This is a genomic window from Sphingobium sp. TCM1 (genome assembly GCF_001650725.1).
Taxonomy (GTDB): Bacteria; Pseudomonadota; Alphaproteobacteria; order Sphingomonadales; family Sphingomonadaceae; genus Sphingobium.
Genome location: NZ_LXVX01000013.1, coordinates 126,494 through 151,353, shown reverse-complemented (window position 1 = coordinate 151,353; position 24,860 = coordinate 126,494). Strand labels below are relative to the sequence as shown.

At 64.3% G+C, this 24,860-nt stretch carries 25 protein-coding genes and 1 tRNA gene; 19 read left to right on the top strand and 7 right to left on the bottom strand.

Annotated features, from left to right (window positions below):
* Positions 1–367 precede the first annotated feature (367 nt).
* Complete coding sequence (locus A7Q26_RS12070) at positions 368–1,879, bottom strand: acetyl-CoA hydrolase/transferase family protein (RefSeq protein ID WP_066859710.1); 1,512 nt, start codon at positions 1,877–1,879, stop codon at positions 368–370.
* Between the two features lie 113 nt (positions 1,880–1,992).
* Between A7Q26_RS12070 and A7Q26_RS12065 the strand changes: the two genes are divergently transcribed.
* Positions 1,993–2,871: a LysR family transcriptional regulator gene (locus tag A7Q26_RS12065; RefSeq protein WP_066859707.1), complete on the top strand. Its 879-nt coding sequence runs from the start codon at positions 1,993–1,995 to the stop codon at positions 2,869–2,871.
* Positions 2,872–2,878: 7 nt separating this feature from the next.
* Here the strand turns inward: A7Q26_RS12065 and A7Q26_RS12060 are convergent, their stop codons facing one another.
* Both A7Q26_RS12060 and A7Q26_RS12055 read right to left on the bottom strand, forming a co-directional pair.
* On the bottom strand, positions 2,879–3,145 hold the full coding sequence (locus A7Q26_RS12060; RefSeq protein ID WP_066859704.1) for a 3TM-type holin: 267 nt from the start codon (positions 3,143–3,145) through the stop codon (positions 2,879–2,881).
* Positions 3,142–3,696 (bottom strand): glycoside hydrolase family 108 protein, encoded by a 555-nt coding sequence (locus A7Q26_RS12055; RefSeq protein WP_066859701.1) that lies wholly within the window; start codon positions 3,694–3,696, stop codon positions 3,142–3,144. The genes A7Q26_RS12060 and A7Q26_RS12055 overlap by 4 nt, the downstream gene beginning before the upstream one ends.
* Before the next feature lie 172 nt (positions 3,697–3,868).
* Between A7Q26_RS12055 and A7Q26_RS12050 the strand changes: the two genes are divergently transcribed.
* Complete coding sequence (locus A7Q26_RS12050) at positions 3,869–4,360, top strand: hypothetical protein (RefSeq protein WP_066859699.1); 492 nt, start codon at positions 3,869–3,871, stop codon at positions 4,358–4,360.
* Positions 4,361–4,419: 59 nt separating this feature from the next.
* Here A7Q26_RS12050 and A7Q26_RS12045 read toward each other — a convergent pair.
* Positions 4,420–4,496 (bottom strand) — tRNA-Pro (locus A7Q26_RS12045).
* Positions 4,497–4,680: 184 nt separating this feature from the next.
* Between A7Q26_RS12045 and yajC the strand changes: the two genes are divergently transcribed.
* The 9 genes from yajC (at position 4,681) to A7Q26_RS12000 (ending at position 13,426) form a co-directional block, all read left to right on the top strand.
* A complete protein-coding gene (yajC, locus tag A7Q26_RS12040; protein WP_066859696.1) occupies positions 4,681–5,016 on the top strand; it encodes a preprotein translocase subunit YajC in 336 nt (111 codons plus the stop codon).
* 8 nt (positions 5,017–5,024) lie between these two features.
* The gene (secD, locus tag A7Q26_RS12035; RefSeq protein WP_066859693.1) at positions 5,025–6,623 is read left to right on the top strand and encodes a protein translocase subunit SecD; all 1,599 of its coding nucleotides are present in this window, start codon (positions 5,025–5,027) and stop codon (positions 6,621–6,623) included.
* Between the two features lie 19 nt (positions 6,624–6,642).
* Positions 6,643–7,641 (top strand): protein translocase subunit SecF, encoded by a 999-nt coding sequence (gene secF, locus A7Q26_RS12030; protein ID WP_066859690.1) that lies wholly within the window; start codon positions 6,643–6,645, stop codon positions 7,639–7,641.
* A 47-nt stretch (positions 7,642–7,688) separates the two neighbouring features.
* A complete protein-coding gene (locus A7Q26_RS12025; RefSeq protein ID WP_084439097.1) occupies positions 7,689–8,030 on the top strand; it encodes an Mth938-like domain-containing protein in 342 nt (113 codons plus the stop codon).
* Positions 8,031–8,123: 93 nt separating this feature from the next.
* A complete protein-coding gene (locus A7Q26_RS12020; RefSeq protein ID WP_066859689.1) occupies positions 8,124–9,548 on the top strand; it encodes a M20/M25/M40 family metallo-hydrolase in 1,425 nt (474 codons plus the stop codon).
* Positions 9,549–9,724: 176 nt separating this feature from the next.
* Entirely contained in the window at positions 9,725–10,843 is a 1,119-nt protein-coding gene (locus A7Q26_RS12015; RefSeq protein ID WP_066859687.1) for a Ppx/GppA phosphatase family protein, read from the top strand.
* Positions 10,840–11,514 carry an RlmE family RNA methyltransferase gene (locus A7Q26_RS12010; protein WP_066859685.1) on the top strand — a complete coding sequence of 225 codons (675 nt, stop codon included), beginning with the start codon at positions 10,840–10,842 and terminating at the stop codon, positions 11,512–11,514. Before A7Q26_RS12015 ends, A7Q26_RS12010 begins: the two co-directional genes overlap by 4 nt.
* 20 nt (positions 11,515–11,534) lie before the next feature.
* Positions 11,535–13,043 (top strand): YifB family Mg chelatase-like AAA ATPase, encoded by a 1,509-nt coding sequence (locus A7Q26_RS12005; RefSeq protein WP_066859683.1) that lies wholly within the window; start codon positions 11,535–11,537, stop codon positions 13,041–13,043.
* Complete coding sequence (locus A7Q26_RS12000; protein ID WP_066859678.1) at positions 13,043–13,426, top strand: YkvA family protein; 384 nt, start codon at positions 13,043–13,045, stop codon at positions 13,424–13,426. The genes A7Q26_RS12005 and A7Q26_RS12000 overlap by 1 nt, the downstream gene beginning before the upstream one ends.
* Before the next feature lie 179 nt (positions 13,427–13,605).
* Here the strand turns inward: A7Q26_RS12000 and A7Q26_RS11995 are convergent, their stop codons facing one another.
* From A7Q26_RS11995 to A7Q26_RS11985, 3 genes are all read right to left on the bottom strand, one after another.
* Entirely contained in the window at positions 13,606–13,989 is a 384-nt protein-coding gene (locus A7Q26_RS11995; RefSeq protein ID WP_198162919.1) for a bactofilin family protein, read from the bottom strand.
* Complete coding sequence (locus tag A7Q26_RS11990; protein WP_066859673.1) at positions 13,970–15,151, bottom strand: M23 family metallopeptidase; 1,182 nt, start codon at positions 15,149–15,151, stop codon at positions 13,970–13,972. The genes A7Q26_RS11995 and A7Q26_RS11990 overlap by 20 nt, the downstream gene beginning before the upstream one ends.
* Positions 15,152–15,316: 165 nt before the next feature.
* Complete coding sequence (locus A7Q26_RS11985; protein ID WP_066859670.1) at positions 15,317–17,605, bottom strand: putative bifunctional diguanylate cyclase/phosphodiesterase; 2,289 nt, start codon at positions 17,603–17,605, stop codon at positions 15,317–15,319.
* 350 nt (positions 17,606–17,955) lie between these two features.
* On the opposite strand from A7Q26_RS11985, the gene rpsL reads away from it, so the two are divergent.
* The 8 genes from rpsL (at position 17,956) to A7Q26_RS11945 (ending at position 24,852) form a co-directional block, all read left to right on the top strand.
* Positions 17,956–18,327: a 30S ribosomal protein S12 gene (gene rpsL / locus A7Q26_RS11980; RefSeq protein ID WP_004208728.1), complete on the top strand. Its 372-nt coding sequence runs from the start codon at positions 17,956–17,958 to the stop codon at positions 18,325–18,327.
* 18 nt (positions 18,328–18,345) lie between these two features.
* On the top strand, positions 18,346–18,816 hold the full coding sequence (gene rpsG, locus A7Q26_RS11975; protein WP_021227559.1) for a 30S ribosomal protein S7: 471 nt from the start codon (positions 18,346–18,348) through the stop codon (positions 18,814–18,816).
* A 157-nt stretch (positions 18,817–18,973) separates the two neighbouring features.
* The gene (fusA, locus tag A7Q26_RS11970) at positions 18,974–21,046 is read left to right on the top strand and encodes an elongation factor G (protein WP_066859667.1); all 2,073 of its coding nucleotides are present in this window, start codon (positions 18,974–18,976) and stop codon (positions 21,044–21,046) included.
* Between the two features lie 136 nt (positions 21,047–21,182).
* Complete coding sequence (tuf, locus tag A7Q26_RS11965) at positions 21,183–22,373, top strand: elongation factor Tu (protein ID WP_066859665.1); 1,191 nt, start codon at positions 21,183–21,185, stop codon at positions 22,371–22,373.
* Between the two features lie 205 nt (positions 22,374–22,578).
* On the top strand, positions 22,579–22,887 hold the full coding sequence (gene rpsJ / locus A7Q26_RS11960) for a 30S ribosomal protein S10 (RefSeq protein WP_007686587.1): 309 nt from the start codon (positions 22,579–22,581) through the stop codon (positions 22,885–22,887).
* Positions 22,888–23,159: 272 nt separating this feature from the next.
* Entirely contained in the window at positions 23,160–23,915 is a 756-nt protein-coding gene (gene rplC / locus A7Q26_RS11955) for a 50S ribosomal protein L3 (RefSeq protein ID WP_066859663.1), read from the top strand.
* A 3-nt stretch (positions 23,916–23,918) separates the two neighbouring features.
* A complete protein-coding gene (rplD, locus tag A7Q26_RS11950; RefSeq protein ID WP_066859661.1) occupies positions 23,919–24,542 on the top strand; it encodes a 50S ribosomal protein L4 in 624 nt (207 codons plus the stop codon).
* The gene (locus tag A7Q26_RS11945; protein ID WP_066859658.1) at positions 24,535–24,852 is read left to right on the top strand and encodes a 50S ribosomal protein L23; all 318 of its coding nucleotides are present in this window, start codon (positions 24,535–24,537) and stop codon (positions 24,850–24,852) included. Before rplD ends, A7Q26_RS11945 begins: the two co-directional genes overlap by 8 nt.
* The last annotated feature ends 8 nt before the right edge of the window (positions 24,853–24,860 follow it).

Here is a 24,860-nt window from a genome sequence, read left to right as displayed (position 1 = left end):
GCTCAATATAGCGAAAGGAGGTGATCCGATGTCTCATGGTTCAGCAATGGGGTCGGTCAAGTCCATTCGGGAAATGCGCGGCTGAGCGACGCCTTGGCGTCGATCCTCGATCGCAGGCCCTGAGCGCCGACATACAGGCACCTATCTCAGATCCGGTCTGCTGGCGGGCGATAGCGCGACACACATTCCCTTGGGCGGCACTTCCGGCCGCTGACCATGTCAATGATGGGCCGTCGAGCTTGGTCTCGGCGGCCCCTCTCATGTCTGGCGCAAATGACCATGGAAGGGCGGGCCTGCCCGTGCGCTGGGCAGGCTCGCAAGGCATGATGCGGGCCGGGGTCGGTTGAAAGCAATGCCGGCCCCGCGCCTAACTCCGCATCGTGCCGGTATCGATATAGCGCTGGTGCCAGGCGAGCGCCTCGCCGGGCAGCATCGGCGATTGCAGGCCGAAGCTGCCTTTTAGCGCCCTGGCATAATAGTCCGCCAGCATCGGCCGGAAATCGGGATGGGCGCAGTTGGCGATGATGACGTCCGCCCGCTGGCGCGGAGCAAGGCCGCGCAGGTCGGCCAGGCCCTGCTCGGTCACGATCACCTGCACATCCTGATTGATATGATCGACATGGCTGCAATGGGGCACGATCGCCGAGATCGCGCCGCGCTTGGCGGTCGAGGGCGTCATGAAAACCGACAGATAGGCGTTGCGCGCAAAGTCCCCCGATCCGCCGATGCCGTTCTGTATGCGCGATCCCATGAGGTGGGTGCTGTTGACGTTGCCGTAGATGTCGGCCTCGATCAGGCCGTTCATCGCGATGCAGCCCAGCCGCCGGACCAGTTCGGGATGGTTGCTGATCTCCTGCGGTCGCAGGATCATCCTGTCGCGGAAGCGAGCCATGTCGGCGTTGAGACGGGTGGCGGCTTCCGGCGACAGCGAGAAGGCGGTGGCGCTGGCCATCCGCAGCTTGCCCGATTCGAGCAGGTCCAGCATCCCGTCCTGGATCACCTCGGTATAGGCGACCATATTTTCGAACGGGGCGTCGATCAGCCCTGTCAGCACGGCGTTGGCGATATTGCCGACCCCCGATTGCAGCGGCAGCAGCGAGGCGGGCAGCCGTCCCTTTCGCACTTCATGGCTCAGGAAATCGAGCAGATGGCCGGCGATCGCATGGGCGGTGGCGTCGGGTGAGGAAAAGGGGGCGTTGCGGTCGGGCGCGTCGGTTTCGACCAGCGCGATCACCTTGTCGGGATCGCAGCGGAAGGTCGGCTGGCCGATGCGCTGGTCGGCGCGCACCAGTGGGATAGGTATGCGATGGGGCGGCAGGGCGGTGCCGTAATAAATGTCGTGCATCCCCTCCAGAGCGGGGTTCTGCCAACGATTGACCTCCAGGATCACGCCCTTGGCGCGGTCGATCCAGGTCTTGTTGTTGCCGACCGACGCGGAAGGGATGAGGGCGCCGTCCGCCGTGACGCCGGTCACTTCGATCACGGCGATGTCCAGCTCGCCCAGGAAGCCCTGCCACGCCATCGGCGCGACCTGGCTCAGATGCATGTCGAAATAGTGCATCTCGCCGCGATTGATGCGCTCGCGGGCGATGGGATCGCTATTGTAGGGCAGCCGGAATTCGACGCCGTCCGCTTGGGCCAGCGCGCCGTCCAATTCGGGGCCGGTGGACGCGCCGGTCCAGATTTTCACGCGGAAATGCTCGCCCGCCTGATGCGCGGCCGTGATACGCCTGGCCAGCGCCAGCGGCACCGCCTTGGGATAGCCCGATCCGGTGAAGCCGCTCATCCCCACGGTCATGCCATCATGGATCAGGGCGGCGGCGTCCTCGGCGGACCGCCGCTTCGACGCCAGGGCGCCATGGGCGATGCGATTGGTCATGTCGTCCTCTCACTCCTGCGGTCAATCGGGCCGCTTCGCGCCTTCCGTTCTGGCTTTTCAGGCAGGAAGACAATAAGGATTCACCGCACAAATATTGTGCGGACGGCGTTCAAATGTCTGATCTGTTGATCGCGATGCGGACATTCGTTCGCCTCCATGAAATGCCTAGCTTCTCGCGCGTCGCGCAGGAGATGCACGCCAGTCATACCACGATCGCCCGGCGGCTGGATCAAGTGGAAGCGCATTTCGGTCTGCCGTTGTTCCATCGTTCGACACGACGCCTGGTTCCCACGGCGGACGCCGACCGGCTGCTCGTCCACGCCCGCGCCATGCTCGATGCGCTGGACGCGGCGGAGGCGGATTTCGGTCCGGCCCGGGACCAGCCGCGTGGGCTGGTCCGGATCGGGCTGACGACCGCGCTAGGGCTGCATTATGTCGAGCGGCTGGGGGAATTGATCGTGCGCCATCCCGGATTGCAGATCGACTGCGCGATGACCGACTGGCAGCGCGACGTAGTGGAGGATCGGCTGGACCTGGCGCTGCGGGTAGGGCCGATCGGCGATGACAGTCTGGTGGTGCATCCCCTGGGGGCATTGTCGCGGCGGCTGGTCGCCCATCCCGATTATCTTGCGCGCCATGGCGCGCCGGGCAGCGCGGACGATCTCGGCGCGCATCAGTGCATCGCCTATGCCTATGGCGATCGGCCTGCGCGCTGGATGATCGACGGGCGGGAACGGCTTGTGGCGGGCGCCTTTCGCTCGGACAATAGCGAGGCGGTGCATCGCGCGGCGCTTAGTGGCCTTGGCATCGCGCTGCTTCCGGCAATCCGCGTGGTCGCGGACATGGCGGCGGGACGGCTGGTGCCGGTGCTGCCCGGCAGCATGATCGCCCCGCTCGACATTTTCGCGGTTCACCCGTCGCATCGCCGCCTGCCGCCGCGCGTGCGGCTGGTGCTGGACTTCATCAAGGCCCATTTCCCGGCGGAAGGGTAAAGGGGTGCTATCGTTCCACCCCCTTCGCCTTGCCCCAGGCGCGGGCGGCGGTGTAGCCCAGATAACCGGTGCCGAAGAGCGCATAGAGCGGTTCGGGCAAGGCATTGAGATAGGCGCGCATTCCCGCGATGATCGCCGCCGCCGTCTGGGGCTGGACGCCCGCGATCAGACCCATCGGCACCGACCAGAGCAGCAGCATGTACATGACGTACAGGAAGGCCGGGCGCGCCCGTGCCGTCCAGATGTCGCCGTCCTCCTCTCTGGCCTTGGTCATTGCATTTCTCCTGAACCGATCCGGTTCGCCAGCCAGCCATAGAGAAAGACCTCGTTGGCGGGCCGGCTTTCGGCCAGCGCGATATAGCGCTCGCCCTGGAGCGCCTCGATCGCCTTGAGCAGCACCCTGTCGCCCGCCGCTCCACGCAGCGCGCGGAAGGCGCGAAGGGCGGCCAGGGTGCGGGCGCCCAGGCTGCGATCGACCTTCAGATCGGGATAATCCTTCTGGTTGCGGTTCAGCGCGTTGAGCGCGCGCTGGAGAAAGCCGGTTGCGGCGGCGACGCCCATATTGATCGCCGTGTCGAACAATTCCGCTGCAATCGACCAACTCGTCTCCGCCACAAAGGCATATCCGGGCCGTTCCCAATAGAGCCGACGGTAGATATTTTCCGCGACGCAGCGCGGCAATGCCTGCATGGCGCCGGTATAGCCGTTGGCGCGGGCCACAGCCTGGGTAATGCCCATGTTCGTCGGCCCGCCGCGATCGGCTGGATGATCGCTATATCCGCCTTCGCGGGCAATGACCTCGTCGATCAGGTCGTCTATGTCCATAATGGCCTCCTGCTGTCGAAAGAGGCGGCCTAGTTATCCCATATGGTTCGCTGTAGGACAGCGTAAAATTGCGGCGGCCCGACAAGCGCAGGCGAGCGGTTGGCCGGATGCCGTTGGCGCGTGATGCGCGCTGCGACACATGCTATCATGCCGACCGCAACGGGAGGGACTCATGCGCCTACGGACAGTTGCAGCGGCCATCTCGATTCTCTGGACCTGGTCTCCAGCCCTTGCGCAGGCGGCGCCATCGCCCGTCGATGTAAAGGCGGCGTTCATCGCGGCGGGCTTCCGGCTCGAAGCGGGGAAGTGGAGAAATTGCGACGATCCGGGCAGCGCTGCCTACACGCCGGGGCAGATCGACGATTTTCGGGACTTGAACGGTGACGGGCGGCCGGAGGCGATCATTTCGGAGGGGAGCAACTTCTGTTTCGGGATGACAGGCACGGGTTTTTCACTCGTCAGCAAGCAGGCGGACGGGACATGGCGGCTCATGACCAGCAGTCCTGGCTTACCCACCATCCTTGCGATCAAAGCGTCGAACGGATGGCCGGACATAGAGATTGGCGGGCCGGGCTTCTGCTTCCCGGTGACGCGATGGACCGGAGCCGAATACAAGGTCGTGCGGCATCAGTATCAAGGAAAGCCCTGCAGACCTGCGCAATGACCGATGGCAGGCGCATGGAGCACTGCTAAAATTGTGCTTTAACCATGCTTCCGTGATTTTGGTCGGGACGAGAGGATTCGAACCTCCGACCCCCACACCCCCAGTGTGATGCGCTACCAGGCTGCGCTACGTCCCGACCGGAGGGCGCCCTTTAGAAGCACGCGAGCGAAGTTGCAAGCGCTCAATCGCAGCTCTTTTCACGGCAGGGCCGAATCCCTAATCATATTGCCTCGCCCGGCGCATCTGTGTTAGCCGCCCGCCCTTGATCCGTGGGTGCCGACCGGCATCCGCGACCGACAGAAAATAAGGCAGTCCCACCCATGTTCATTACTCCAGCCTTTGCCCAGACCGCGGGCGGGCAAGCCTCCGGCGCCAGTGTCCTGGTGCAGATGGCGCCGCTGGTCCTGATCTTCGTGGTCTTCTATTTCCTGCTTATCCGTCCGCAGCAGAAGAAGATGAAGGAGCATAAGGCGAAGATCGACGCCGTGAAGAAGGGCGATCAGGTCGTCACCGGCGGTGGTCTTGTCGGCAAGGTCGTGCGGGTCGACGAGATTTACGCCGATGTCGAACTGGCCCCCGGCATGAAGGTGAAGGCGGTCAAGTCGACCCTGACCGACGTGATCGACCCGGCCACCGCCAAGCCCGCGAACGACTGAGCGGCGTCATGCTGAACTTTTCGCGCTGGGCGGTCGCCGCGATCCTCCTGCCCCTGGTCATCGGCGTAGTGTGCGCCGTGCCCAGCTTCCTGCCCGACGCGACCGTCGCGAAGCTGCCCGGCTTCATGCAGACGCGCGTCAATCTCGGCCTCGACCTGGCGGGCGGCAGCCATCTGCTGCTCGAAGCATCGACCCAGGACGTTGCCAAGCAGCGGCTGACCAACATGGAGGAGCAGGTTCGCACGGAATTGCGCCGTGGCGATCCCAGGATCGCGATCGGCGATATCTCCAGCCGCGACGGGAAGCTCAGCTTCATGGTGCGCGATCCCGCCCAGGTGGATGCCGCCGTCGAGCGCATCCGGCCGCTGACGCAGGGCGCGGGCCTGACCGGGCAGCGCGATTTCAATGTCGAGGTGGTGAACAGCTCCACCATTGTCATCACGCCCACCGATGCGGGCATCGACAATGCGGTCAAGAGCGCGATGGAAGTCGCGACCGAGGTCATTCGCAAGCGCATCGACGAAATGGGCACGCGCGAGCCGACCATCCAGCAGCAGGGTGGCAACCGCATCGTCGTGCAGGTGCCAGGTCTTCAGGATCCCAAGGCGCTCAAGGATCTGCTCGGCCAGACCGCCAAGCTGGAATTCAAGCTGGTCGACACCACGGCCAACCCGGCCGAAGTGGCGCAGGGCCGCGCGCCGGTGGGCAGCGAAGTCCTGCCTTATCCAAACAATCCGAGCGGCGTGCCGGTGATCGCGGTGAAGCGCCAAGTGATGGTGTCCGGCGAGGATCTGACCGACGCCACCCAAGGCTACGGCCAGAGCAACGAGGCGATCGTCAACATCCGTTTTAACGGATCGGGCGGCCGCAAATTCGGCCAGGTGACGTCGCAGAATGTCAATCGTCCCTTCGCCATCATCCTGGACGGCAAGGTGCTGTCGGCTCCCAATATCAACGAGCCGATCCTGGGCGGAAGCGCCCAGATCGCAGGCAGCTTCACCGTCGAAAGCGCCAACCAGCTCGCCATCGCCCTGCGGTCTGGTAAGCTGCCGGTCGCGCTGACCGTGGTGGAGGAACGCACGGTCGGACCCGGCCTGGGAGCGGACTCGATCCGCGCCGGCATGATCGCCTCGATCATCGCGGTGGTCGCGGTCGCGGGCTTCATGTTCCTCAGCTATGGCCGCTTCGGCATCTATGCCAACATCGCCGTCGCCATCAACGTGGCGGTGATCCTGGGCGTGATGGGCATGTTGGGGGCGACGCTGACGCTGCCGGGCATCGCCGGTTTCGTGCTGACCATCGGTACTGCGGTCGATGCCAACGTCCTCATCTACGAACGCATCCGCGAGGAGCGGCGGCGGGGCCGCGGCGTGGTGCAGGCGATCGAGTTCGGCTACAAGGAAGCCAGCCGCACCATTTTCGAGGCGAACGTGACCCACGCCATTGCCGGCGGCATCATGCTGGCGCTGGGTTCCGGCCCGGTCAAGGGCTTCGCCATCGTGCTGCTGATCGGCATCGCGACCAGCGTGTTCACGGCCGTGACCTTCACGCGCCTGCTCGCCGCGCGCTGGGTCCGCACCACGCGCCCGACCGAAATCCATATCTGACGGGGCGGGAGAGAAAGACATGAAACTGCTCAAGCTTGTCCCCGACAACACCAATATCGGCTTCGTCGCGATCCGCCATTGGGCCTTCGCGCTGACGGCGCTGCTGACCGTGCTGGCCGTGGGGGCGACCGCCTACAAGGGGCTCAACCTGGGCGTCGATTTTGTCGGCGGCCTCATGATCGAGGCGAAATTCCCGCAGAATGTCGAGACCGACAGGGTGCGGGCGACCATCGGACGGCTGGGCGTGGGCGAAAGCTCGCTCCAGCAATTCGGCGATCCCAAGACCGTGCAGATTCGCCTGCCCTTGCCCGAGCAAGGCGGCGCGGGCGCGGCCAACGCCGTGGTCGAAAAGACCCGTAACGCGATGACCGCCGAGTTTCCCGGCGTCACCTTCTCCCGCTACGATACGGTGTCGGGTAAGGTGTCGGGCGAACTGATCCAGAATGGCGTGCTCGCCGTCGTGCTGGCGATCGTCGGTATCGCGATCTTTTCCTGGTTCCGCTACGAATGGCAGTTCGGCGTCTCGACCTTCGTCGCGATCGTCCATGACGTGCTGATGACCTTGGGTTTCTTTGCCGTCACCCAGTTGGAATTCGACCTCAACATCATCGCCGCCGTGCTGACGATCGTGGGCTATTCGATCAACGACAAGATGGTGATCGACGACCGCATCCGCGAAAATATGCGTAAATATCGCAAGATGGACATGAAGGCACTGATCGACCTGTCGGTCAACGAAACGCTGCCGCGCACGGTCATGACGTCGGTGACGGTCATGCTGGCGCTGGGCGCGTTGTTGCTGTTCGGCGGCCATGTGCTGCGCGGCTTCACCGCCGCCATGATGCTGGGCATCATCGTCGGTACCTATTCGTCGGTCTATGTTTCGTCTTCGCTGTTGATCACGCTGGGCCTGACCCCGCAGGCGGCGGAAAAGAAGGCGGCGAAGAAGGGCTATGCCGGAACCGCCGAACGCGTGGGGCCCAGAGAGGCAAGCCGTGATGACGGAGCGCGCCCCTGACCGACGCGGGGATCAAGCTGCGCCGTGATGATGGCGGACAAGGGCCGATCGTCACCGGCTTTCAGGGCCGGGGCTTCCGGGTACGGGACGATGTGTTCCCTGACGGCCTGCTTCTCAGCCCGGTGCGGGCGCTGGCCTGGACGAATGCTCCGGCAGTCGATGCGCTGACGCTGGAATCGCTGGGGGATTTGTTCGCCATCGACCCGCGTCCGGAATTCCTGCTGCTGGGAACCGGCGCCGGTCTGCGCCAGCCGCCGCGCGCCTTCGTCCGCGCGGTTGAGGCGCTGGGCATGGGCGTAGAGGCGATGGACAGCCGCGCGGCGGCCCGCGCCTGGGGCGTGCTGCGCGCCGAGGAACGGCAGATCGTGGCGGCGTTGCTGCCGCTTTGAAATCCCGTCGGATAGGGCGTGCATGATAGCGCCTTGCCCTCTCGAGGCGCTTTGGCCAATGTCGCACCCTCTTTGAACCAAGGGGGCTTTTTCATGCCATTTCGCCGTCCCGCTGCCGCTCTGCTGGCTGCGCTTCTCGTCACGACCAGCGCCCATGCGGCCACAGCCGATGCGCAGGCGCGTGGGGGCGAGGCCCCGTTCCGGGCGCTTTACAAGGAACTGGTGGAAACCGATTCCAGCTGGCCGGACGGGAGCTGCACGCTCGCGGCCGAGCGGATGGGGGCGCGGCTGAAGGCGGCGGGCTATGCCGCCGACGATGTCCAGATAATTGTCGATCCCACCCATCCGAAGGAAGGCAATCTGTCGGCCATCCTGCGCGGGAGCGATGCGAAGCTGCCCGCAGTGCTGCTGCTGGCCCATATTGATGTCGTGGCGGCCAAGCGCGCCGACTGGCAGCGCGATCCCTTCACCCTGATCGAGGAAGGGGGCTATTTCTACGGCCGAGGCACCTCCGACGACAAGGCGATGGCGGCGGCCTTTACCGACCAGATGGTCCGCTACAAGCAGGAGGGTTACAAGCCCAAACGCACGATCAAGCTGGCGCTGACCTGCGGCGAGGAAACGGAGAAGGCGCTGAACGGCGTCGAATATCTGCTCAAGAACCGGCCCGACGCATTGAAGGCCGGCTGGGCGCTCAACGAAGGCGGCGGCGGGTCGCTGGACGAGAGCGGAAAGCCGGTCAGTCAGGGAGTGCAGGCGGGCGAGAAAGTCTATCAGGACTTCGCCTTCAGCGCGACCGCGCCGGGCGGGCATAGTTCGCGCCAGACGCCGCGTTTCAATGCGATCGGCTGGATGGCTGCTGCGCTTGCACGGGTGAACGATTATGATTTTCCCGTGAACCTGACCCCGGCCGCCAAAGCCTATTTTGGGGCTTCGGCGCCGCTTTACCCCGGCAAGGTATCGGCGGCGATGGCGGCGATCGGTGCGGGCACGGCAAGCGAGGCGGATTATGCCGCCGTGTCGGCCGAGAATGCGAGTTGGAACGCCACGCTGCGGACCACCTGCATTCCGACGCTGGTCTCCGGCGGCCATGCGCCCAACGCCCAGCCGCAATCCGTGACGGCGAACGTCAATTGCAGGATCATTCCAGGCGAGAGCGTCGAATCCGTTTTGGCGCGGTTGAAGGAGGTTGCGGCCGATCCCCGGGTGAAGGTCGACCTGGCCGATCCGCCCCAGCCCAAGTCGTCGGCACCCGAACTGACGCCGCAGATCATGGGACCGATCGAAGCGCTGACCAGGGAAATGTGGCCGGGCGTGCCCGTAATTCCGCGCCTCGCCACCGGAGCGACCGACGGCCGTTTCACCAATGCGGCGGGCATCCCGACCTATGGCGTGTCCGGTATGTTCGCGGACCCGGACGGGCAGGGCGTCCATGGTCTCAATGAGCGCATCCGCGTGAAGTCGCTGCTTGACGGCCGGGCCTTCCTTTATCGGCTGGTCAAGGCCTATACCCGGTAAAACCTCCGGACATGCGCTGAAGCGCGTCTTCCAAGCCGCCTCACTTCAGACAGGCGGGGAGCCGCTTGCGGTGGGCGGCTCCCCCCTCCTTGCGCATCTGCCCGTATCTGCTTAAGCATGTTGGCAAGTTCCGGTCCCGTCTTTGGGACTGGCGATAAGCAGAAGTGAGTTACGGCATGGTGCAGCAGAGCCGCCCATCGCCGCAGAGTTCCGGCCCGACCGGCCGTTATGCGGGCAAAAGCGCCCGCTCCGGTCCGGGCGAAGGGAGCAAGGCTGCGGCCATTCCTCCCCCGTCGAAGCAGCGGGGATTCGCGCTTCATGGCGCGCGTGAACGGCGCTCCTATGCCGCGATCGACCTAGGCACCAATAATTGCCGGTTGCTGATCGCCAAGCCTTCGGCAGATGGCTTCATCGTCGTCGATGCCTTTTCGCGCATCGTCCGGTTGGGCGAGGGGCTGGCGTCGACCGGCCGGATCAGCGACGCGGCGATCGATCGCGCCATTGCCGCGCTGTCGGTGTGCGCCGACAAGCTCCGCCGCCGCCATGTGACGCTCGCCCGGTCGGTCGCAACCGAGGCGTGTCGCCGGGCGTCCAACGGGGCCGAGTTCATCCAGCGCGTCTATCGCGAAACCGGCATCGCGCTCGACATCATCAGCGCGCAGGAAGAGGCAAGGCTGGCGGTGCTGGGCTGCCATGCGCTGCTGGAGCCGGGACATGGCCCGGCGTTGATCTTCGACATTGGCGGCGGCTCGACGGAACTGGTGCTGGTCGATGCCCATGGGGATGGCGCGCCGCATATCGTGGATTGGGTCAGCGCCCCCTGGGGCGTCGTGTCGCTGACCGAGAGCGAGGCGTTCGACCATGGCGATCCGGCGGAGCGACTGGCGGCCTATGGCCGGATGCGTGCGCGGGTGGCGGATGCCTTCTCGCCGCTGGCCCGTCGGCTGCCGCGCGATGCCGAGGGTATCCGCCTGCTCGGCACTTCGGGCACGGTGACGACACTGGCCAGCCTGCACCTCAACCTCCCCCGTTATGACCGGCAGGCGATCGACGGGCTGATCGTTCCATGCGAATCGATGCGCTCCATTTCGGACCGGCTGTCGGGCATGGCGCTGGCCGAGCGGCAGAAGCTGCCCTGCATCGGCACGGAACGGGCCGATCTGGTCGTGGCCGGCTGCGCCATATTGGAATCGATCCTCGACATCTGGCCGGCCGAGCGACTGGGCGTCGCCGACCGGGGCATTCGCGAGGGCATTTTGCGCGGGCTGATGGACCGCGACGGGAGAGTGATGTGAGAGGCGCGGGCGCGGGCAAAGTGCGGGTCAAGTCGGCCAAGGGGCGCACGGCGCAGTCGGTGCGCTGGCTGGAGCGGCATCTCAACGATCCCTATGTCCGCAAGGCGAAGGCTGAAGGATGGCGCAGCCGCGCCGCCTTCAAGCTGATCGAGTTGGACGAGAAATTCCATTTCGTGAAGGGATCGCGCGCGGTCGTCGACCTGGGCGTCGCACCTGGCGGCTGGGCGCAGGTGGTGCGCGAGATGGCGCCCAAAGCGGCGGTAGTCGGGATCGACCTGCTGCCGACCGATCCGATTCCCGGCGTCACCCTGTTCGAAATGGACTTCATGGACGACAAGGCGCCGGACCTGCTACGCGAGGCGCTGGGGCAGGAGCCGGACCTGGTGATTTCGGACATGGCGGCCAACACGGTCGGCCATGCCCAGACCGACCATCTGCGCACCATGGGCCTGGTCGAGGCGGCGGCGCTGTTCGCGGTCGAAAATCTGCGCAAGGGCGGCACCTTCGTCGCGAAGGTCTTTGCAGGCGGCACGGACGCCGAGTTGCTGGCGGTGCTCAAGAAGCATTTCACGACGATCAAGCACGCCAAGCCGCCGGCCAGCCGCAAGGGCAGCGTCGAATGGTATGTCGTGGCGCAGGGATTCAAGGGACGGGCAGACGATCAGGCCTGAGCGGCCGTTAAGGGGGATCATTGGTCGCTACGGTTTCGACGGTCGCCTATCTGGGGCTGGAGGCGCGCGCCGTGGAGGTGCAGTGTCAGCTGGTCCCCGGCCTCCCCAATTTCATCCTTGTCGGCCTGCCTGACAAGGCGGTCGCGGAAAGCCGGGAGCGCGTGCGCAACGCCATCGCCGCGATCGGCCTGTCGCTGCCGCCCAAGCGGATCACCGTGAACCTGTCGCCGGCCGACCTGCCCAAGGAAGGCAGCCATTTCGATCTGCCGATCGCGCTCGCCCTGCTGGGAGCGATGGGGGTGATCGATGCCGAGACGCTGGCGGGCTATGTAGTGGTGGGCGAATTGGGTCTGGACGGGCGGACCGCGCCCTCGCCCGGCGTGCTGCTTGCCGCGCTCCATGCGGGCGGGCAGGAAATGGGGCTGGTCTGCCCGGCGGCGCAGGGGGCCGAAGCCGCCTGGGCAGGGCAGGTGGAGGTGGTGGCCGCGCCGGACCTGCTGAGCCTGCTTAACCATTTCAAGGGCACCTCTGCACTGTCTCCGCCCCAACCGGGCGCGGTCGGGGCGCCGGTGCGGACCGCCGACCTGAAACAGGTGAAGGGGCAGGAGGTTGCCAAGCGCGCGTTGGAGATCGCGGCAGCCGGTGGTCATAACCTCTTGATGGTGGGGCCACCGGGCGCGGGCAAGTCGCTGATGGCGAGTTGCCTGCCGGGTATATTGCCGGAAATGACGCCGTCCGAGGCACTGGAAAGCTCGATGGTGGCGAGCGTTGCCGGCACGCTGGAGGGCGGTCGGATCAGCCGGGCGCGCCCCTTCCGCAACCCGCATCACAGCGCCTCGATGGCCGCCTTGGTGGGTGGCGGCCTGAAGGCGCGGCCGGGCGAGGTCAGCATGGCGCATCTGGGCGTCCTGTTCCTCGACGAACTGCCCGAATTCCAGCGCACCGTGCTAGATTCGCTGCGGCAACCGCTGGAGACGGGCGAGGTCACGGTGGCGCGGGCCAACGCGCATGTGACCTTCCCGGCGCGGGTGCAATTGATCGCGGCCATGAACCCCTGCCGTTGCGGGCATCTGGGCGATCCCTCTCTGGCCTGTTCGCGTGCGCCGCGCTGCGCGTCGGATTATCAGGCCAAGGTGTCCGGGCCTCTGCTCGACCGCATCGACCTGCATGTGGAGGTGCAGGCCGTGACGGCGGCCGACCTGGTGTTGCCACCGCCGGCCGAAGGATCGGCCGAGGTCGCGGCGCGGGTCGCTGCGGCACGGGCGGTGCAAACGGCGCGCTATGCGGGCAGCGGTCTGCGCACCAATGCGGAGGTGAATGGGGAGAGACTGGAGGATGTGGCTGGCCCCGATGAGGCGGGGCGGCAATTGCTCGCGCAGGCCGCCGCCGCGATGAAGCTATCGGCGCGCGGCTACACGCGCGTGCTGCGGGTGGCCCGGACGATTGCCGATCTTGCCAATGCGGAGCAGGTGGGGCGCGTACATGTCGCGGAAGCGCTCAGCTATCGTCGGCGCGCGCCGGTGAACTGATGCTGGTCACGCTCAAGACTTGGGCGAAGCGGCTGAAGCGGGATGCCGTGGCACTGTGGATCGCGGCGCGCTGCCCGGATACCCCTTTGCCTGCGCGCGGCATAGCGTTGCTCGTTGCGGCCTATGCGCTCAGTCCGATCGACCTGATCCCCGACTTCATTCCCGTGATCGGACTGCTTGACGATCTGCTGATCGTGCCGCTGGGCATAGCCCTGGCGATCGCCTGCATCCCGGCTGCGCTGATGGCGCGGTGCCGCGAAGAGGCCGATCGCCTGGAGAAGCGGCCGGCCAGCAGGGCGGGGGCGATCTTCATCATCCTGCTATGGATGGCCGGCCTGACGATCCTGTCGGTCTGGGCGATCAGGGAACGGGCCGGACGCTGATCAGCGTGTAGATGCCGATGATCATTCCGCCGCCAGCGAAACCCAGCAGGAAACGGCGAATATCCGGCCAGAAGTCGGGATGTTCCATCGCGCGCTTCCTCCGATCGAGTTGAGGGCGCGAGCGGTAGCGCTGCGGAATGGGCGCTTCCAGTGACAAATATGGTTAGGGGACGAGCCGCTCAACCGGCGCTGTCGTTGGCGATCAGCTTGAGTTCGGCCGTCGGCGCGTCCTTGGCCTGGTGGCTGAAGCGGCCTTCGATCCGGCTGCCGGCCTCGATCGAGATGGAGACGTAGCTGACATCGCCGGTGATCCGGGCGCTGCTTTCGACCACCAGGTCCTCCGCGGTGATCGATCCGTCGACCAGGCCGGCGAGGCGGGCGCTGTGCGCGGTGACATGGCCGGTGATGCGGCTGTCCGGTCCCTGCACCAGGGACGCGCAGCATATGTCGCCCTCTACCGCGCCGTCGACATGCAGGTCGACGCTGGCAGACAGGTTCCCTGTGATCGTGACGTCGCTGCCGATCAGCGAGAAGGGGGTATGCTTAGCCCCGGTTGCCGACATCGGCGAAACGGGCCGTGGCGATTTTCTGGACTTGGAGAACATCCTTGCGGGCCTCGAGGAAAGGGCGGGGATTAACGGCCTGGCCGTTCAGCCGGACCTCGAAATGAAGATGGGGGCCGGTCGAGCGGCCCGTCGAGCCCATGCGCGCGATCATGTCCCCGCGCACGACCTTCTGCCCCACGCGGCCGGCGAACCCGGACAGATGGGCATAGCGGGTCATGATGCCATTGCCATGCTCGACCTCGACCACATTGCCATAGCCCTGGCGTTGACCGACGAAGCTGATCTTGCCGTCGGCCGCGGCGTTGATCGGTTGACCGCTCCGGCCGGGGAAGTCGAGTCCGGCATGGAAGGCGGCATGGCCGTTGAACGGGTCGCGCCGATAGCCATAGGAGCTGGACAGCATCGGCGTCGTAGTGGGCTTGCCCGACGGGATCGTCAGCAGGCTGCGCTCCAGAAACTCCATCCGCGCCATGGCATCGGCCAGATGCTCCAGTTCGCCGGTCATTGCGCCCTTGTCACCTTTCCAAGGAACGAATGGGCCGCCTTGGGCGCGCGCGGCGCTGCGGGCGAGTTTGTCGGGGTTGAGGCCGAAACTGCGGATGGCGGCGGCGGCTTTGTCGGCGCGGCGCTCGACCGCGCGGGTCAGCAGCATGGCGAAACGGCGCTGGCGCTCATCCAGTTGCACAAGCGGCGCGGCCTCGGGCGCCATGCTGATCTTTCCCGCGATGCCGTCCTTCTCGCTGCTCTTTTCCGGGCCGACCAGATCCGCTCCGGCTGCCTTGGCTTCCTCGGCGCCGAAATGGGTCTTGTAAAGATCGTCCATGAAGTCCTGGCGCGCTTCGAGATCCTGGGCCAGTTCCTCTACTGACTCGCGATAACCTTCGACCTTGCTGGCGGCGGTGGCGACCGAGCGGCCCTGTTGCGCCAGCGCGGCGCGCTGCTGCGCAATTGCAGCATTGTCCGCCAGCATCGACAGGGTCACGCCACTCCATCCGAGCAACGCTGCGGTTGCCAGGCAAGCGGCACCGATCTGCGCGCGGCGCGAAATCCTGATGAATTTGACCTGGCCGCCGGATCGCAGGAAAATCTCCCGCTCAGGGCAGAGGGCATCAAGCCGGTCCCGGAGGCCGGCGAGCCCCTTCTTCTTTTGTTGCGACAATGCGACCCCGCGACTCTATCTTGTGAGTCGAGCCGGTAGCAAAGCATTGCCTTTCGCGCGAATCCGGTTCCCCGGACTCGTGACGAATCGAAAGGTCAGCGCGATGAAATGACGTAAACGGAATTTAGTTCCGCGATGTCAGCGATATTTTTCATTTTTTCTGCATCATGTCATGCTGCGCGCGCCAGCGTCAGCGCGCAGCCAGGCTTCGACATCGACCGCCGGCATGGCGGCGCCGAAATGGAAGCCCTGTCCGAAGTGACAGCCGCCGGCCCGCAGATAATCTAGCTGCTGTTGGTTTTCGACTCCCTCCGCGACTGTGCGGATGCCGAGGCTATATGCCAGATTGAGTACCGTTCGGACGATAGCGGCATCGTCCGGATCGGTTTCCAGGTCGCGCACGAAGCGCTGGTCGATCTTGATGACGTCGATCGGAAATTGCTTGAGATGCGACAGGGAGGCGTATCCGGTGCCGAAATCGTCCAGGGCGATGGCGACGCCCGTCTCGCTCAATCGTTGCAGGATGCGGCCTACCCGGTCGGCATTTCGGCCCAGAAACACCGATTCCGTCACTTCAAGTTCAATCATGGAGGGCGGCAGGCCAGCCTGCTCCAGACGCTCCAGCAGGCGGTCGGCAAAGGCGTCATCGTTCAGGTCCGCGCCCGATACGTTGAACGCGATATGGCCGAAGGACAGGCCCGCGTCGCGCCAGCGCCGGCAGTCGGTGACGATACCGTCGACCATCTGCGCGGTGATCGCAGGCCCGAGTTCGGGATGCTCGAATGCGACGGAAATATCGCCGGGCATGATGATGTCTCCCATACCGGTGGGGCAGCGAAATAACGCCTCGAAGCCCTGTAGCGCGCCGGTGTCGAGCGCGACCTTGGGCTGGTACCAGGGAACCGGACGTTCGTTGGCCAGGATGTGGCGCGCACGGTCCAGCATCGCGGCTTCCCGTTCCCAGCTGTCGAGCAATTCCGGGCCGAACAGAGTCGCGCGCCCCCGGCCGCTGTTCTTGGCATGGTAGAGCGCTATGTCGGCATGTTTGATGAGAGCGGCGCCGTCGTCGCCATGATCGGGGAATAATGCGACACCGATGCTGACCCGGCTCTCGATCGGCCTGCCGCGATAGCTGAGCGGGGCATGGAGATGCTCGCTGATGCGCGTAAGGATCGGCTGGAGCGCGTCGGCGCCGGGCAGGCGGGTCAACAGCACGGCAAACTCGTCGCCTCCCATGCGCGCGACAAGGTCGCCGGGTCGCAATGCGTGGCGCAGTCGCCCCGCGACCGCGCAGAGCAGGGCGTCGCCGGCATCATGGCCAGCCGTGTCATTGACGCGCTTGAACTCGTCCAGGTCGATGAGCAGCACCGCCGAGAGGGGCATTCTTTCGCCCAATGCGGTCGTTGCCTGGGTCACCGCCGCCATGAAATGGGCGCGGTTGGCAAGACCGGTCAGCGCGTCCGACATGGCCAGCTGCTCCAGATGCCGCTCGGCTTCCTTCCGCTCGGTGATGTCGACAACGCTGGTCACGAAACAGGACTCGCCGTCGATGACGATCGGGCGCGACGACAGTAGCGCGTTGCGGATCGCCCCGTCACCGCGGCGAAGGCGGCATTCGAAACTGTCGATCGTCTCGCCGCGTTGGAGTCGGTCGAGCAGTTCGTCGCGCGTCGGCAGGTCGACATAGGTCCGGTTGACATTGTCCAAGGAGACGTCCTGCCCCGACATATAACTGTCGGCCGCGGCCCGGTTCATTCGCACCACGCTGCCGTCGCGGCGCGTGACGAGCAGTGGCAGGGGCACGGCCATGAACATGCGTTCCAGCGTGTCTCGGCTGTCGGCGAGCGCATCCTGCGCGGCGCGCGCCAGTCGGCCGGCCATCCACTCCTGCCGCTGCAACCGATTGTTGCGAGCGATGGCGATCCACATGCCGCAATGGAGCATCAGCACCGCCATCATCATGCCGGGCATGGTCGGGGACAGGGGCGCCGGCGCAAGATAGCCGATCAGCAGCAGCACCCCGCAACCCAGGCCACCGCCGACATTGCCCCGAAAACTGGTCGGCACGACGAGGTAGAATACCAGCGGCAGCATCACCAGGACGAAGACGGCGATGTCGCTGCGCGAACTGACCAGGAAGGCGACGCCGACGGCCGTCACCACCTGCCAGGCAAAGCAAATCCGTTCGACCGCGCTGAAGCTCGTCATCCTGCGGCACAGCGAAAGGCAGAAAAGCGACCAGAGGATGACGCAAATGCGGGCGGGCACGGCTATCCAGAAATGCGGCGTCCCCGCAAATCGCCAGTCGCTCAGCAGGAAGAGGCAGTTGAGCAGCGCGGATAACTGGAACAGCAGTCGGGCATGGCGGCTATATTCCGGCAGCCGTTCGGCCTGAAAGGCCGATTCCCTTGCAGGGTCGCGGAATTCGCCGGTAAGGGAAGATAAAAGGTTCACGTCTCACCTGATGTTCCGCTGGCGGAAGGATTAACTTGTTACAGTTACCAATTCCCTAACCCTTTGAATTGGCGACATTGGTCGGTCCATCTGCGGCGTTCACCCGTAGTCTTCTTGACCCTTGGTCCAGGCATCGCTATAGCGCCGCTCGCCCAGAGGCCTGCCGTGCGAAGACTCGTCTCCTCGCGACATAAGATTGGGCGACACTAGAGCTGAACATTGCCGGGTGCTCTTGCGGCTCCAGGGGGCGTATGCCTACCGGGGCCTTTGCTGTTTGCGGGAATCTTCCTCCAGGCGGTGCGGAACGCGGGGATGCCCAGGTAAAGTAACTGAAAAAGGTGAAGGGCTTCATGCCAACAATCAACCAGCTGGTCCGCAAGGGCCGTGAGCTGCAGAAGACCAAGTCGAAGGTCCCTGCGATGGATGCCAACCCGCAGAAGCGCGGCGTTTGCACCCGTGTCTATACCACGACCCCGAAGAAGCCGAACTCGGCTCTCCGTAAGGTGGCGAAGGTGCGTCTGGTCAACCAGCGCGAAGTCATTACCTACATTCCGGGTGAAGGCCACAACCTTCAGGAGCACAGCGTTGTGCTGATCCGCGGCGGCCGCGTGCGCGACCTTCCCGGTGTGCGCTACCATGTGCTGCGCGGCGTTCTGGATACCCAGGGCGTCAAGGATCGTAAGCAGAGCCGTTCGAAGTACGGCGCGAAGCGTCCGAAGTAAGAAGGGGAGACCAGAAATATGTCACGTCGTCGTCGCCCCGAAAAGCGCGTCATCCTGCCGGATCCCAAGTTCGGCGATATCGTGCTGTCGAAGTTCATGAACAGCATCATGCAGGACGGCAAGAAGGCCGTTGCTGAATCGATCGTCTATGGCGCTCTCGAAACCGTCGAGACCCGCGCCAAGAAGGATCCGATCGGCATGTTTCACGATGCGCTGAACAATGTGAAGCCCGGCATCGAGGTTCGGAGCCGCCGCGTCGGTGGTGCCACCTATCAGGTCCCCGTCGAAGTGCGCCCCGAGCGCGCCCAGGCGCTGGCCATCCGCTGGCTGATCACCGCCGCGCGCAACCGCAGCGAAACCACGATGGCCGCGCGCCTCTCGGGTGAGCTGCTGGACGCTGCCAATAACCGCGGCAATGCCGTGAAGAAGCGCGAAGACACGCACCGCATGGCGGAAGCGAACCGCGCCTTCTCGCACTACCGCTGGTAAAGGCGAGCGGGCGCCGCAAGTGCCCGCTTCGTCATATGGGTTCCAAAATCGGTCCGTTCGTCATGGGTGGCTACCCATGGCGGACGGATTGGTTTAGGGGCCACGCGCAGAATTAACGAATCCCCAACCGCCGGCGCACCGGCAACGGAGAAGCATCATGGCCCGCAGCCATCCGCTCGAACGCTATCGCAATTTCGGTATCATGGCGCATATCGACGCCGGCAAGACCACCACGACCGAGCGTATCCTTTACTACACCGGCAAGTCCTACAAGATCGGCGAAGTCCATGACGGCGCCGCGACCATGGACTGGATGGAGCAGGAGCAGGAGCGTGGTATCACCATCACGTCGGCTGCGACCACCTGCATCTGGAACGATCACCGCCTCAACATCATCGACACCCCCGGCCACGTCGACTTCACGATCGAAGTCGAGCGTTCGCTGCGCGTGCTCGACGGCGCGGTCGCCGCGTTCGACGGCGTTGCCGGCGTTGAGCCGCAGTCTGAAACCGTGTGGCGTCAGGCGGACAAGTACAAGGTTCCGCGGATGTGCTTCATCAACAAGCTCGACCGCACCGGCGCCGACTTCTATTATTGCGTGCAGACGATCATCGATCGCCTGGGCGCCGTTCCGGCCGTCCTCTATCTGCCGATCGGTGCCGAATCGGACTTCAAGGGCCTGGTCGATCTGGTCGAAAACCGCGCCATCATCTGGAAGGATGAAAGCCTGGGTGCCGAATTCTTCTATGAGGAAATTCCGGCCGACCTGGCTGACAAGGCTGCCGAATATCGCGAAAAGCTGATCGAACTCGCCGTCGAACAGGACGACGAGGCGATGGAAGCCTATCTGGAAGGCAACCTGCCCGACGTCGCGACGCTGAAGAAGCTGATCCGCAAGGGTACGCTCGGCCAGGCGTTCGTGCCGGTGCTGTGCGGCTCGGCGTTCAAGAACAAGGGTGTTCAGCCCCTGCTCGACGCGGTCGTCGACTATCTGCCTTCGCCGCTCGACATTCCCGACGTGCAGGGTATCAACCCCGACACCGAAGAACCCGACAGCCGTGCGACTGCGGACGACGCGCCTTTCTCGGGTCTGGCGTTCAAGATCATGAACGACCCGTTCGTCGGCTCGCTGACCTTCCTGCGCGTTTATTCGGGCACCCTGACCAAGGGCACCTATCTGAACTCGGTGAAGGACAAGAAGGAAAAGATCGGTCGTATGCTCCTCATGCACGCGAACTCGCGTGAGGACATCGATGCGGCCTATGCCGGCGACATCGTCGCGCTGGCCGGCATGAAGGAAACCACCACCGGTGATACGCTGTGCGCCGAGCGCCAGCCGATCATCCTGGAGCGGATGGAATTCCCCGAGCCGGTCATCGAACTGTCGGTCGAACCCAAGACCAAGGCCGACCAGGAAAAGATGGGTGTTGCCCTCAACCGTCTGGCTGCCGAGGATCCCTCCTTCCGTGTCTCGACCGACCACGAATCGGGTCAGACCATCATCAAGGGCATGGGTGAACTTCACCTCGAAATCCTGGTCGACCGCATGAAGCGCGAGTTCAAGGTCGAGGCGAATGTCGGTGCGCCGCAGGTGGCCTATCGCGAATATCTCAAGAAGGCCGTCGACGTCGACTATACCCACAAGAAGCAGTCGGGCGGCACCGGCCAGTTCGGCCGCATCAAGGTGAAGCTGACGCCGGGTGAACGCGGCGCGGGCATCATCTTCAAGGATGAGATCAAGGGCGGTAATATTCCCAAGGAATATATCCCTGCGATCGAAAAGGGTATGCGCGAAACGGCGGCCACCGGCTCGCTGATCGGCTTCCCGATCATCGATTTCGAAATCAACCTCTATGACGGCGCCTATCACGACGTCGACTCGTCGGCGCTGGCTTTCGAAATCACCGGTCGCGCGGCGATGCGTGAAGCGGCCCAGAAGGCCGGCATCACGCTGCTCGAGCCGGTCATGAAGGTTGAGGTCGTCACCCCGGAAGAATATCTGGGCGACGTCATCGGCGACATGAACAGCCGTCGTGGTCAGATTCAGGGCACGGACAGCCGCGGCAACGCGCAGGTCGTCGAGGCGATGGTCCCGCTGGCCAATATGTTCGGCTATGTGAACTCGCTGCGTTCGTTCACCCAGGGGCGTGCGAACTACTCGATGATCTTCTCGCACTATGACGAAGTGCCGCAGAATGTGGCGGACGAAGTCAAGGCGAAGATGGCCTGACGACTTTCTCTGGCCGGCCCGTGCGAGCGGGTCGGTTAGGGGCTGGTAATATCGAAATTTGCTGCTATGGACGCGCCTTCGCAAGGCGCGGCCGAGCGGTCAAACCACATCGGATTTGATTAGAAGGTAGGAAAAAATGGCTAAGGCTAAGTTTGAGCGGAACAAGCCGCACTGCAATATCGGCACGATCGGTCACGTCGACCATGGCAAGACCTCGCTGACCGCCGCCATCACCAAGGTCCTCGCCGAAACCGGCGGTGCGACCTTCGTCGACTATGCCAACATCGACAAGGCTCCCGAAGAGCGCGAGCGTGGCATCACCATCTCGACCGCCCACGTCGAGTATGAGACCGAAGCCCGTCACTACGCGCACGTCGATTGCCCGGGTCACGCTGACTACGTCAAGAACATGATCACCGGTGCCGCCCAGATGGACGGCGCGATCCTCGTCGTTTCGGCGACCGACGGCCCGATGCCGCAGACTCGCGAGCACATCCTGCTCGCCCGCCAGGTCGGCGTGCCGCAGCTCGTCGTGTTCATGAACAAGGTTGACCTGGTCGACGATCCGGAAATTCTGGAGCTGGTCGAGCTGGAAATCCGCGAGCTGCTCAGCTCGTATGATTTCGACGGCGACAACATCCCCGTCATCCCCGGTTCGGCTGCCGCTGCCCTTCAGGACAAGACCCCTGAAATCGGCCACGACGCCGTTCTGAAGCTGATGGCTGCCGTCGACAGCTTCATCCCGCAGCCGGAGCGTCCGGTTGACAAGGCGTTCCTGATGCCGATCGAAGACGTGTTCTCGATCTCGGGTCGCGGCACCGTCGTCACCGGCCGTGTCGAAACCGGCATCATCAAGGTTGGTGAAGAAGTCGAGATCGTCGGTCTGAAGCCGACCACCAAGACCACCGTCACCGGTGTCGAAATGTTCCGCAAGCTGCTCGACGAAGGTCGTGCGGGCGACAACATCGGCGCGCTGGTTCGCGGTACGAAGCGTGAAGAAGTCGAGCGTGGTCAGGTTCTGGCGAAGCCGGGCACCATCACCCCGCACACCGAGTTCGACGCTGAAGTGTATGTCCTGTCGAAGGAAGAAGGCGGCCGTCACACGCCGTTCTTTGCGAACTATCGTCCGCAGTTCTACTTCCGCACCACCGACGTGACCGGCGAAGTGATCCTTCCCGAGGGCACCGAGATGGTTATGCCTGGCGACAACGTGAAGCTCGGCGTGAAGCTGATCGCTCCGATCGCGATGGACTCGGGTCTGCGCTTCGCCATCCGTGAAGGCGGTCGTACCGTCGGCGCAGGGGTTGTCGGCACGATCTCGAAGTAATATAGGACCGCAGCGGCGCGAATCGTCCGATTCGCGCCGCTGAGGATTTTAGCCGCCCCGGATCGTCTTTCTCCGGCTCGCATGAGCTAGAAAGGCAATGGACGGGGCGGATATTTTTTGTTGGCGCATTTTGTAAATCATCGGCTGCTCCGGCTGGTTTTGAAAATGCTCCGGTTTTTGGCTCTTTCGCATCGGTACAGGAACTATGGACAGCAACATCCGCATTCGCCTCAAGGCGTTCGATCATCGCGTGCTCGATCAGGCGACCGGCGACATCGCCGACACCGCCCGCCGCACCGGCGCCCTTATCCGCGGTCCGATTCCCCTTCCGACGCGCATCGAAAAGTTCACGGTCAACCGTGGTCCGCACATCGACAAGAAGTCGCGCGAGCAGTTCGAGGTCCGCACCTACAAGCGTATGCTTGACATTGTGCAGCCGACGCCGCAGACGGTCGACGCGCTGATGAAGCTGGACCTGGCTGCCGGCGTGAACGTCGAGATCAAGTTGGCCTAAGCCGACAAGTCCCTGCTTTCCGAAAGGAGGGCAGGGTATCGGGCATTCCGGGTATCCGGAAGCTCAAACGACACAAGGGATACCGCACGGCCCTCCGGTGAACCGGAAAGGCGCGTGGTCCTGGTCCCCCGTCGCCGTTCCCGAGCAGGGGGTGGCATCCAACCCGGACGGGGTGATCTATATTTGGGTTGGGCCGCGAAGGAGAAATCCTGAGCGGTTTTTTCGTTGGATACGCCCGCTGCTAAGGCGGGCCTCTATGGGAGTAATCGGTGATGCGCACAGGCGTGATCGCTAAGAAAGTCGGGATGACCCGTCTGTTCCAGGAGGACGGACGTCATATTCCCGTTACGGTTCTTGCCCTTGAGGGCAATCAGGTCGTGGCTCGCAAGGAAGTTGATCGTGACGGTTATGTCGCGGTTCAGCTCGGCGCGGGCGTCGCGAAGGTCAAGAATGTCGCCAAGCCGCAGCGCGGCCACTTCGCCAAGGCGGAAGTGGAGCCGAAGGCGCGCCTGGTCGAGTTCCGTGTCGCCGAGGACGCGCTCCTCGATGTCGGCGCCGAGATCGCGGCCGATCACTTCATCGCTGGCCAGCTGGTCGACGTTGCTGGTCATACCCAGGGTAAGGGTTTTGCCGGTGCCATGAAGCGCTGGGGCTTCGGCGGTATGCGCGCTACCCACGGCGTGTCGATCAGCCACCGTGCCCATGGTTCGACGGGTAACCGCCAGGATCCGGGCCGCGTCTTCAAGAACAAGAAGATGGCGGGTCACATGGGTGACCGCGAGCGGACCCAGCAGAACCTCGAAATCGTCCGCACGGACGTCGAGCGCGGCCTGCTGTTCGTCAAGGGTTCGGTTCCGGGCGCCAAGGGCACCTGGCTGACCGTGTGCGATGCCGTCAAGGTCAAGCGCCCCGCCGACGTTCCGTATCCCGCCAGCCTGAAGGCTGCCGCGAACAGCAACAATGCTCCGGCCGAGACGCCTGCTGAAGAAGCAGTCGCTCCCGAAGCGACCGAAGGCCAGGAGGGCTAAACCATGAAGGTCAATGTACAGACCCTCGACGCGCAGGCTGCCGGCGAGCTGGAGCTGAACGATGCCGTTTTCGGTATCGAGCCCCGCACCGACATCCTGCACCGCGTCGTCACCTGGCAGCTGGAGAAGCGTCGCGCTCCGGCCCGCGCTACCCGCGAGCGTTCGGATGTCGCCCGCACCGGCAAGAAGTTCGGTCGCCAGAAGGGCGGCGGTACCGCTCGTCACGGCGATCGCAAGGCGCCCGTCTTCATCGGCGGTGGTAAGGCGCACGGCGCCCGCGCTCGTGACTTCGGTCACGACCTCAACAAGAAGGTGCGTGCGCTCGGCCTGAAGATGGCGCTGTCGTCGAAGGCGAAGGACGGTTCGCTGATCGTTCTCGACACGCTCGACGTGGCAGAGGGCAAGACCAAGGCTCTGGTCGCGCATCTCGCCAAGCTGAACCTGACCAAGGCGCTGTTCATCGATGGCGATGCGGTCAACGTCAGCTTCGCGAAGGCTTCGGCCAACATCGTCGGCGTGAACCTGCTGCCGGCCGTTGGCGCCAACGTCTACGACATCCTGAAGGCCGACTCGCTGGTGCTCACCCGCGCCGCGGTCGAAAAGCTGGAGGCCCGTTTCAATGGCTAAGAAAGAAGCCGCGACCGTGGACAACCGTCACTTCGACGTCGTTGTCGCACCGGTCATCACCGAGAAGTCGACCCTTCTCTCCGAGAACAACGCGGTGGTCTTCAAGGTCGCCAACGATGCGTCGAAGCCGGAGATCAAGGCTGCCATCGAGGCGCTGTTCGGCGTGACCGTCAAGTCGGTCAACACGCTGGTGCAGAAGGGGAAGGTCAAGCGCTGGAAGGGCAAGCCCTACAAGCGTTCGGACGTGAAGAAGGCGATCGTGACGCTTACTGCTGACAGTAAGCCCATCGACGTCACCACCGGTATCTGAGGCGGGAT

Excerpts from the sequence above, each read along its gene's own strand:
- rpsJ (WP_007686587.1), top strand. The coding sequence starts at position 22,579 with ATGGACAGCAACATCCGCATTCGCCTCAAGGCGTTCGATCATCGCGTG.
- tuf (WP_066859665.1), top strand. The coding sequence starts at position 21,183 with ATGGCTAAGGCTAAGTTTGAGCGGAACAAGCCGCACTGCAATATCGGC.
- fusA (WP_066859667.1), top strand. The coding sequence starts at position 18,974 with ATGGCCCGCAGCCATCCGCTCGAACGCTATCGCAATTTCGGTATCATG.
- A7Q26_RS12015 (WP_066859687.1), top strand. The coding sequence starts at position 9,725 with ATGGTGCAGCAGAGCCGCCCATCGCCGCAGAGTTCCGGCCCGACCGGC.
- rpsL (WP_004208728.1), top strand. The coding sequence starts at position 17,956 with ATGCCAACAATCAACCAGCTGGTCCGCAAGGGCCGTGAGCTGCAGAAG.
- rplD (WP_066859661.1), top strand. The coding sequence starts at position 23,919 with ATGAAGGTCAATGTACAGACCCTCGACGCGCAGGCTGCCGGCGAGCTG.
- A7Q26_RS11945 (WP_066859658.1), top strand. The coding sequence starts at position 24,535 with ATGGCTAAGAAAGAAGCCGCGACCGTGGACAACCGTCACTTCGACGTC.
- yajC (WP_066859696.1), top strand. The coding sequence starts at position 4,681 with ATGTTCATTACTCCAGCCTTTGCCCAGACCGCGGGCGGGCAAGCCTCC.
- A7Q26_RS12055 (WP_066859701.1), bottom strand. The coding sequence starts at position 3,696 with ATGGACATAGACGACCTGATCGACGAGGTCATTGCCCGCGAAGGCGGA.
- secD (WP_066859693.1), top strand. The coding sequence starts at position 5,025 with ATGCTGAACTTTTCGCGCTGGGCGGTCGCCGCGATCCTCCTGCCCCTG.
- A7Q26_RS12070 (WP_066859710.1), bottom strand. The coding sequence starts at position 1,879 with ATGACCAATCGCATCGCCCATGGCGCCCTGGCGTCGAAGCGGCGGTCC.
- A7Q26_RS12060 (WP_066859704.1), bottom strand. The coding sequence starts at position 3,145 with ATGACCAAGGCCAGAGAGGAGGACGGCGACATCTGGACGGCACGGGCG.
- A7Q26_RS12050 (WP_066859699.1), top strand. The coding sequence starts at position 3,869 with ATGCGCCTACGGACAGTTGCAGCGGCCATCTCGATTCTCTGGACCTGG.
- secF (WP_066859690.1), top strand. The coding sequence starts at position 6,643 with ATGAAACTGCTCAAGCTTGTCCCCGACAACACCAATATCGGCTTCGTC.
- A7Q26_RS11995 (WP_198162919.1), bottom strand. The coding sequence starts at position 13,989 with ATGTCGGCAACCGGGGCTAAGCATACCCCCTTCTCGCTGATCGGCAGC.
- rplC (WP_066859663.1), top strand. The coding sequence starts at position 23,160 with ATGCGCACAGGCGTGATCGCTAAGAAAGTCGGGATGACCCGTCTGTTC.
- A7Q26_RS12000 (WP_066859678.1), top strand. The coding sequence starts at position 13,043 with ATGCTGGTCACGCTCAAGACTTGGGCGAAGCGGCTGAAGCGGGATGCC.
- rpsG (WP_021227559.1), top strand. The coding sequence starts at position 18,346 with ATGTCACGTCGTCGTCGCCCCGAAAAGCGCGTCATCCTGCCGGATCCC.
- A7Q26_RS12065 (WP_066859707.1), top strand. The coding sequence starts at position 1,993 with ATGTCTGATCTGTTGATCGCGATGCGGACATTCGTTCGCCTCCATGAA.
- A7Q26_RS12020 (WP_066859689.1), top strand. The coding sequence starts at position 8,124 with ATGCCATTTCGCCGTCCCGCTGCCGCTCTGCTGGCTGCGCTTCTCGTC.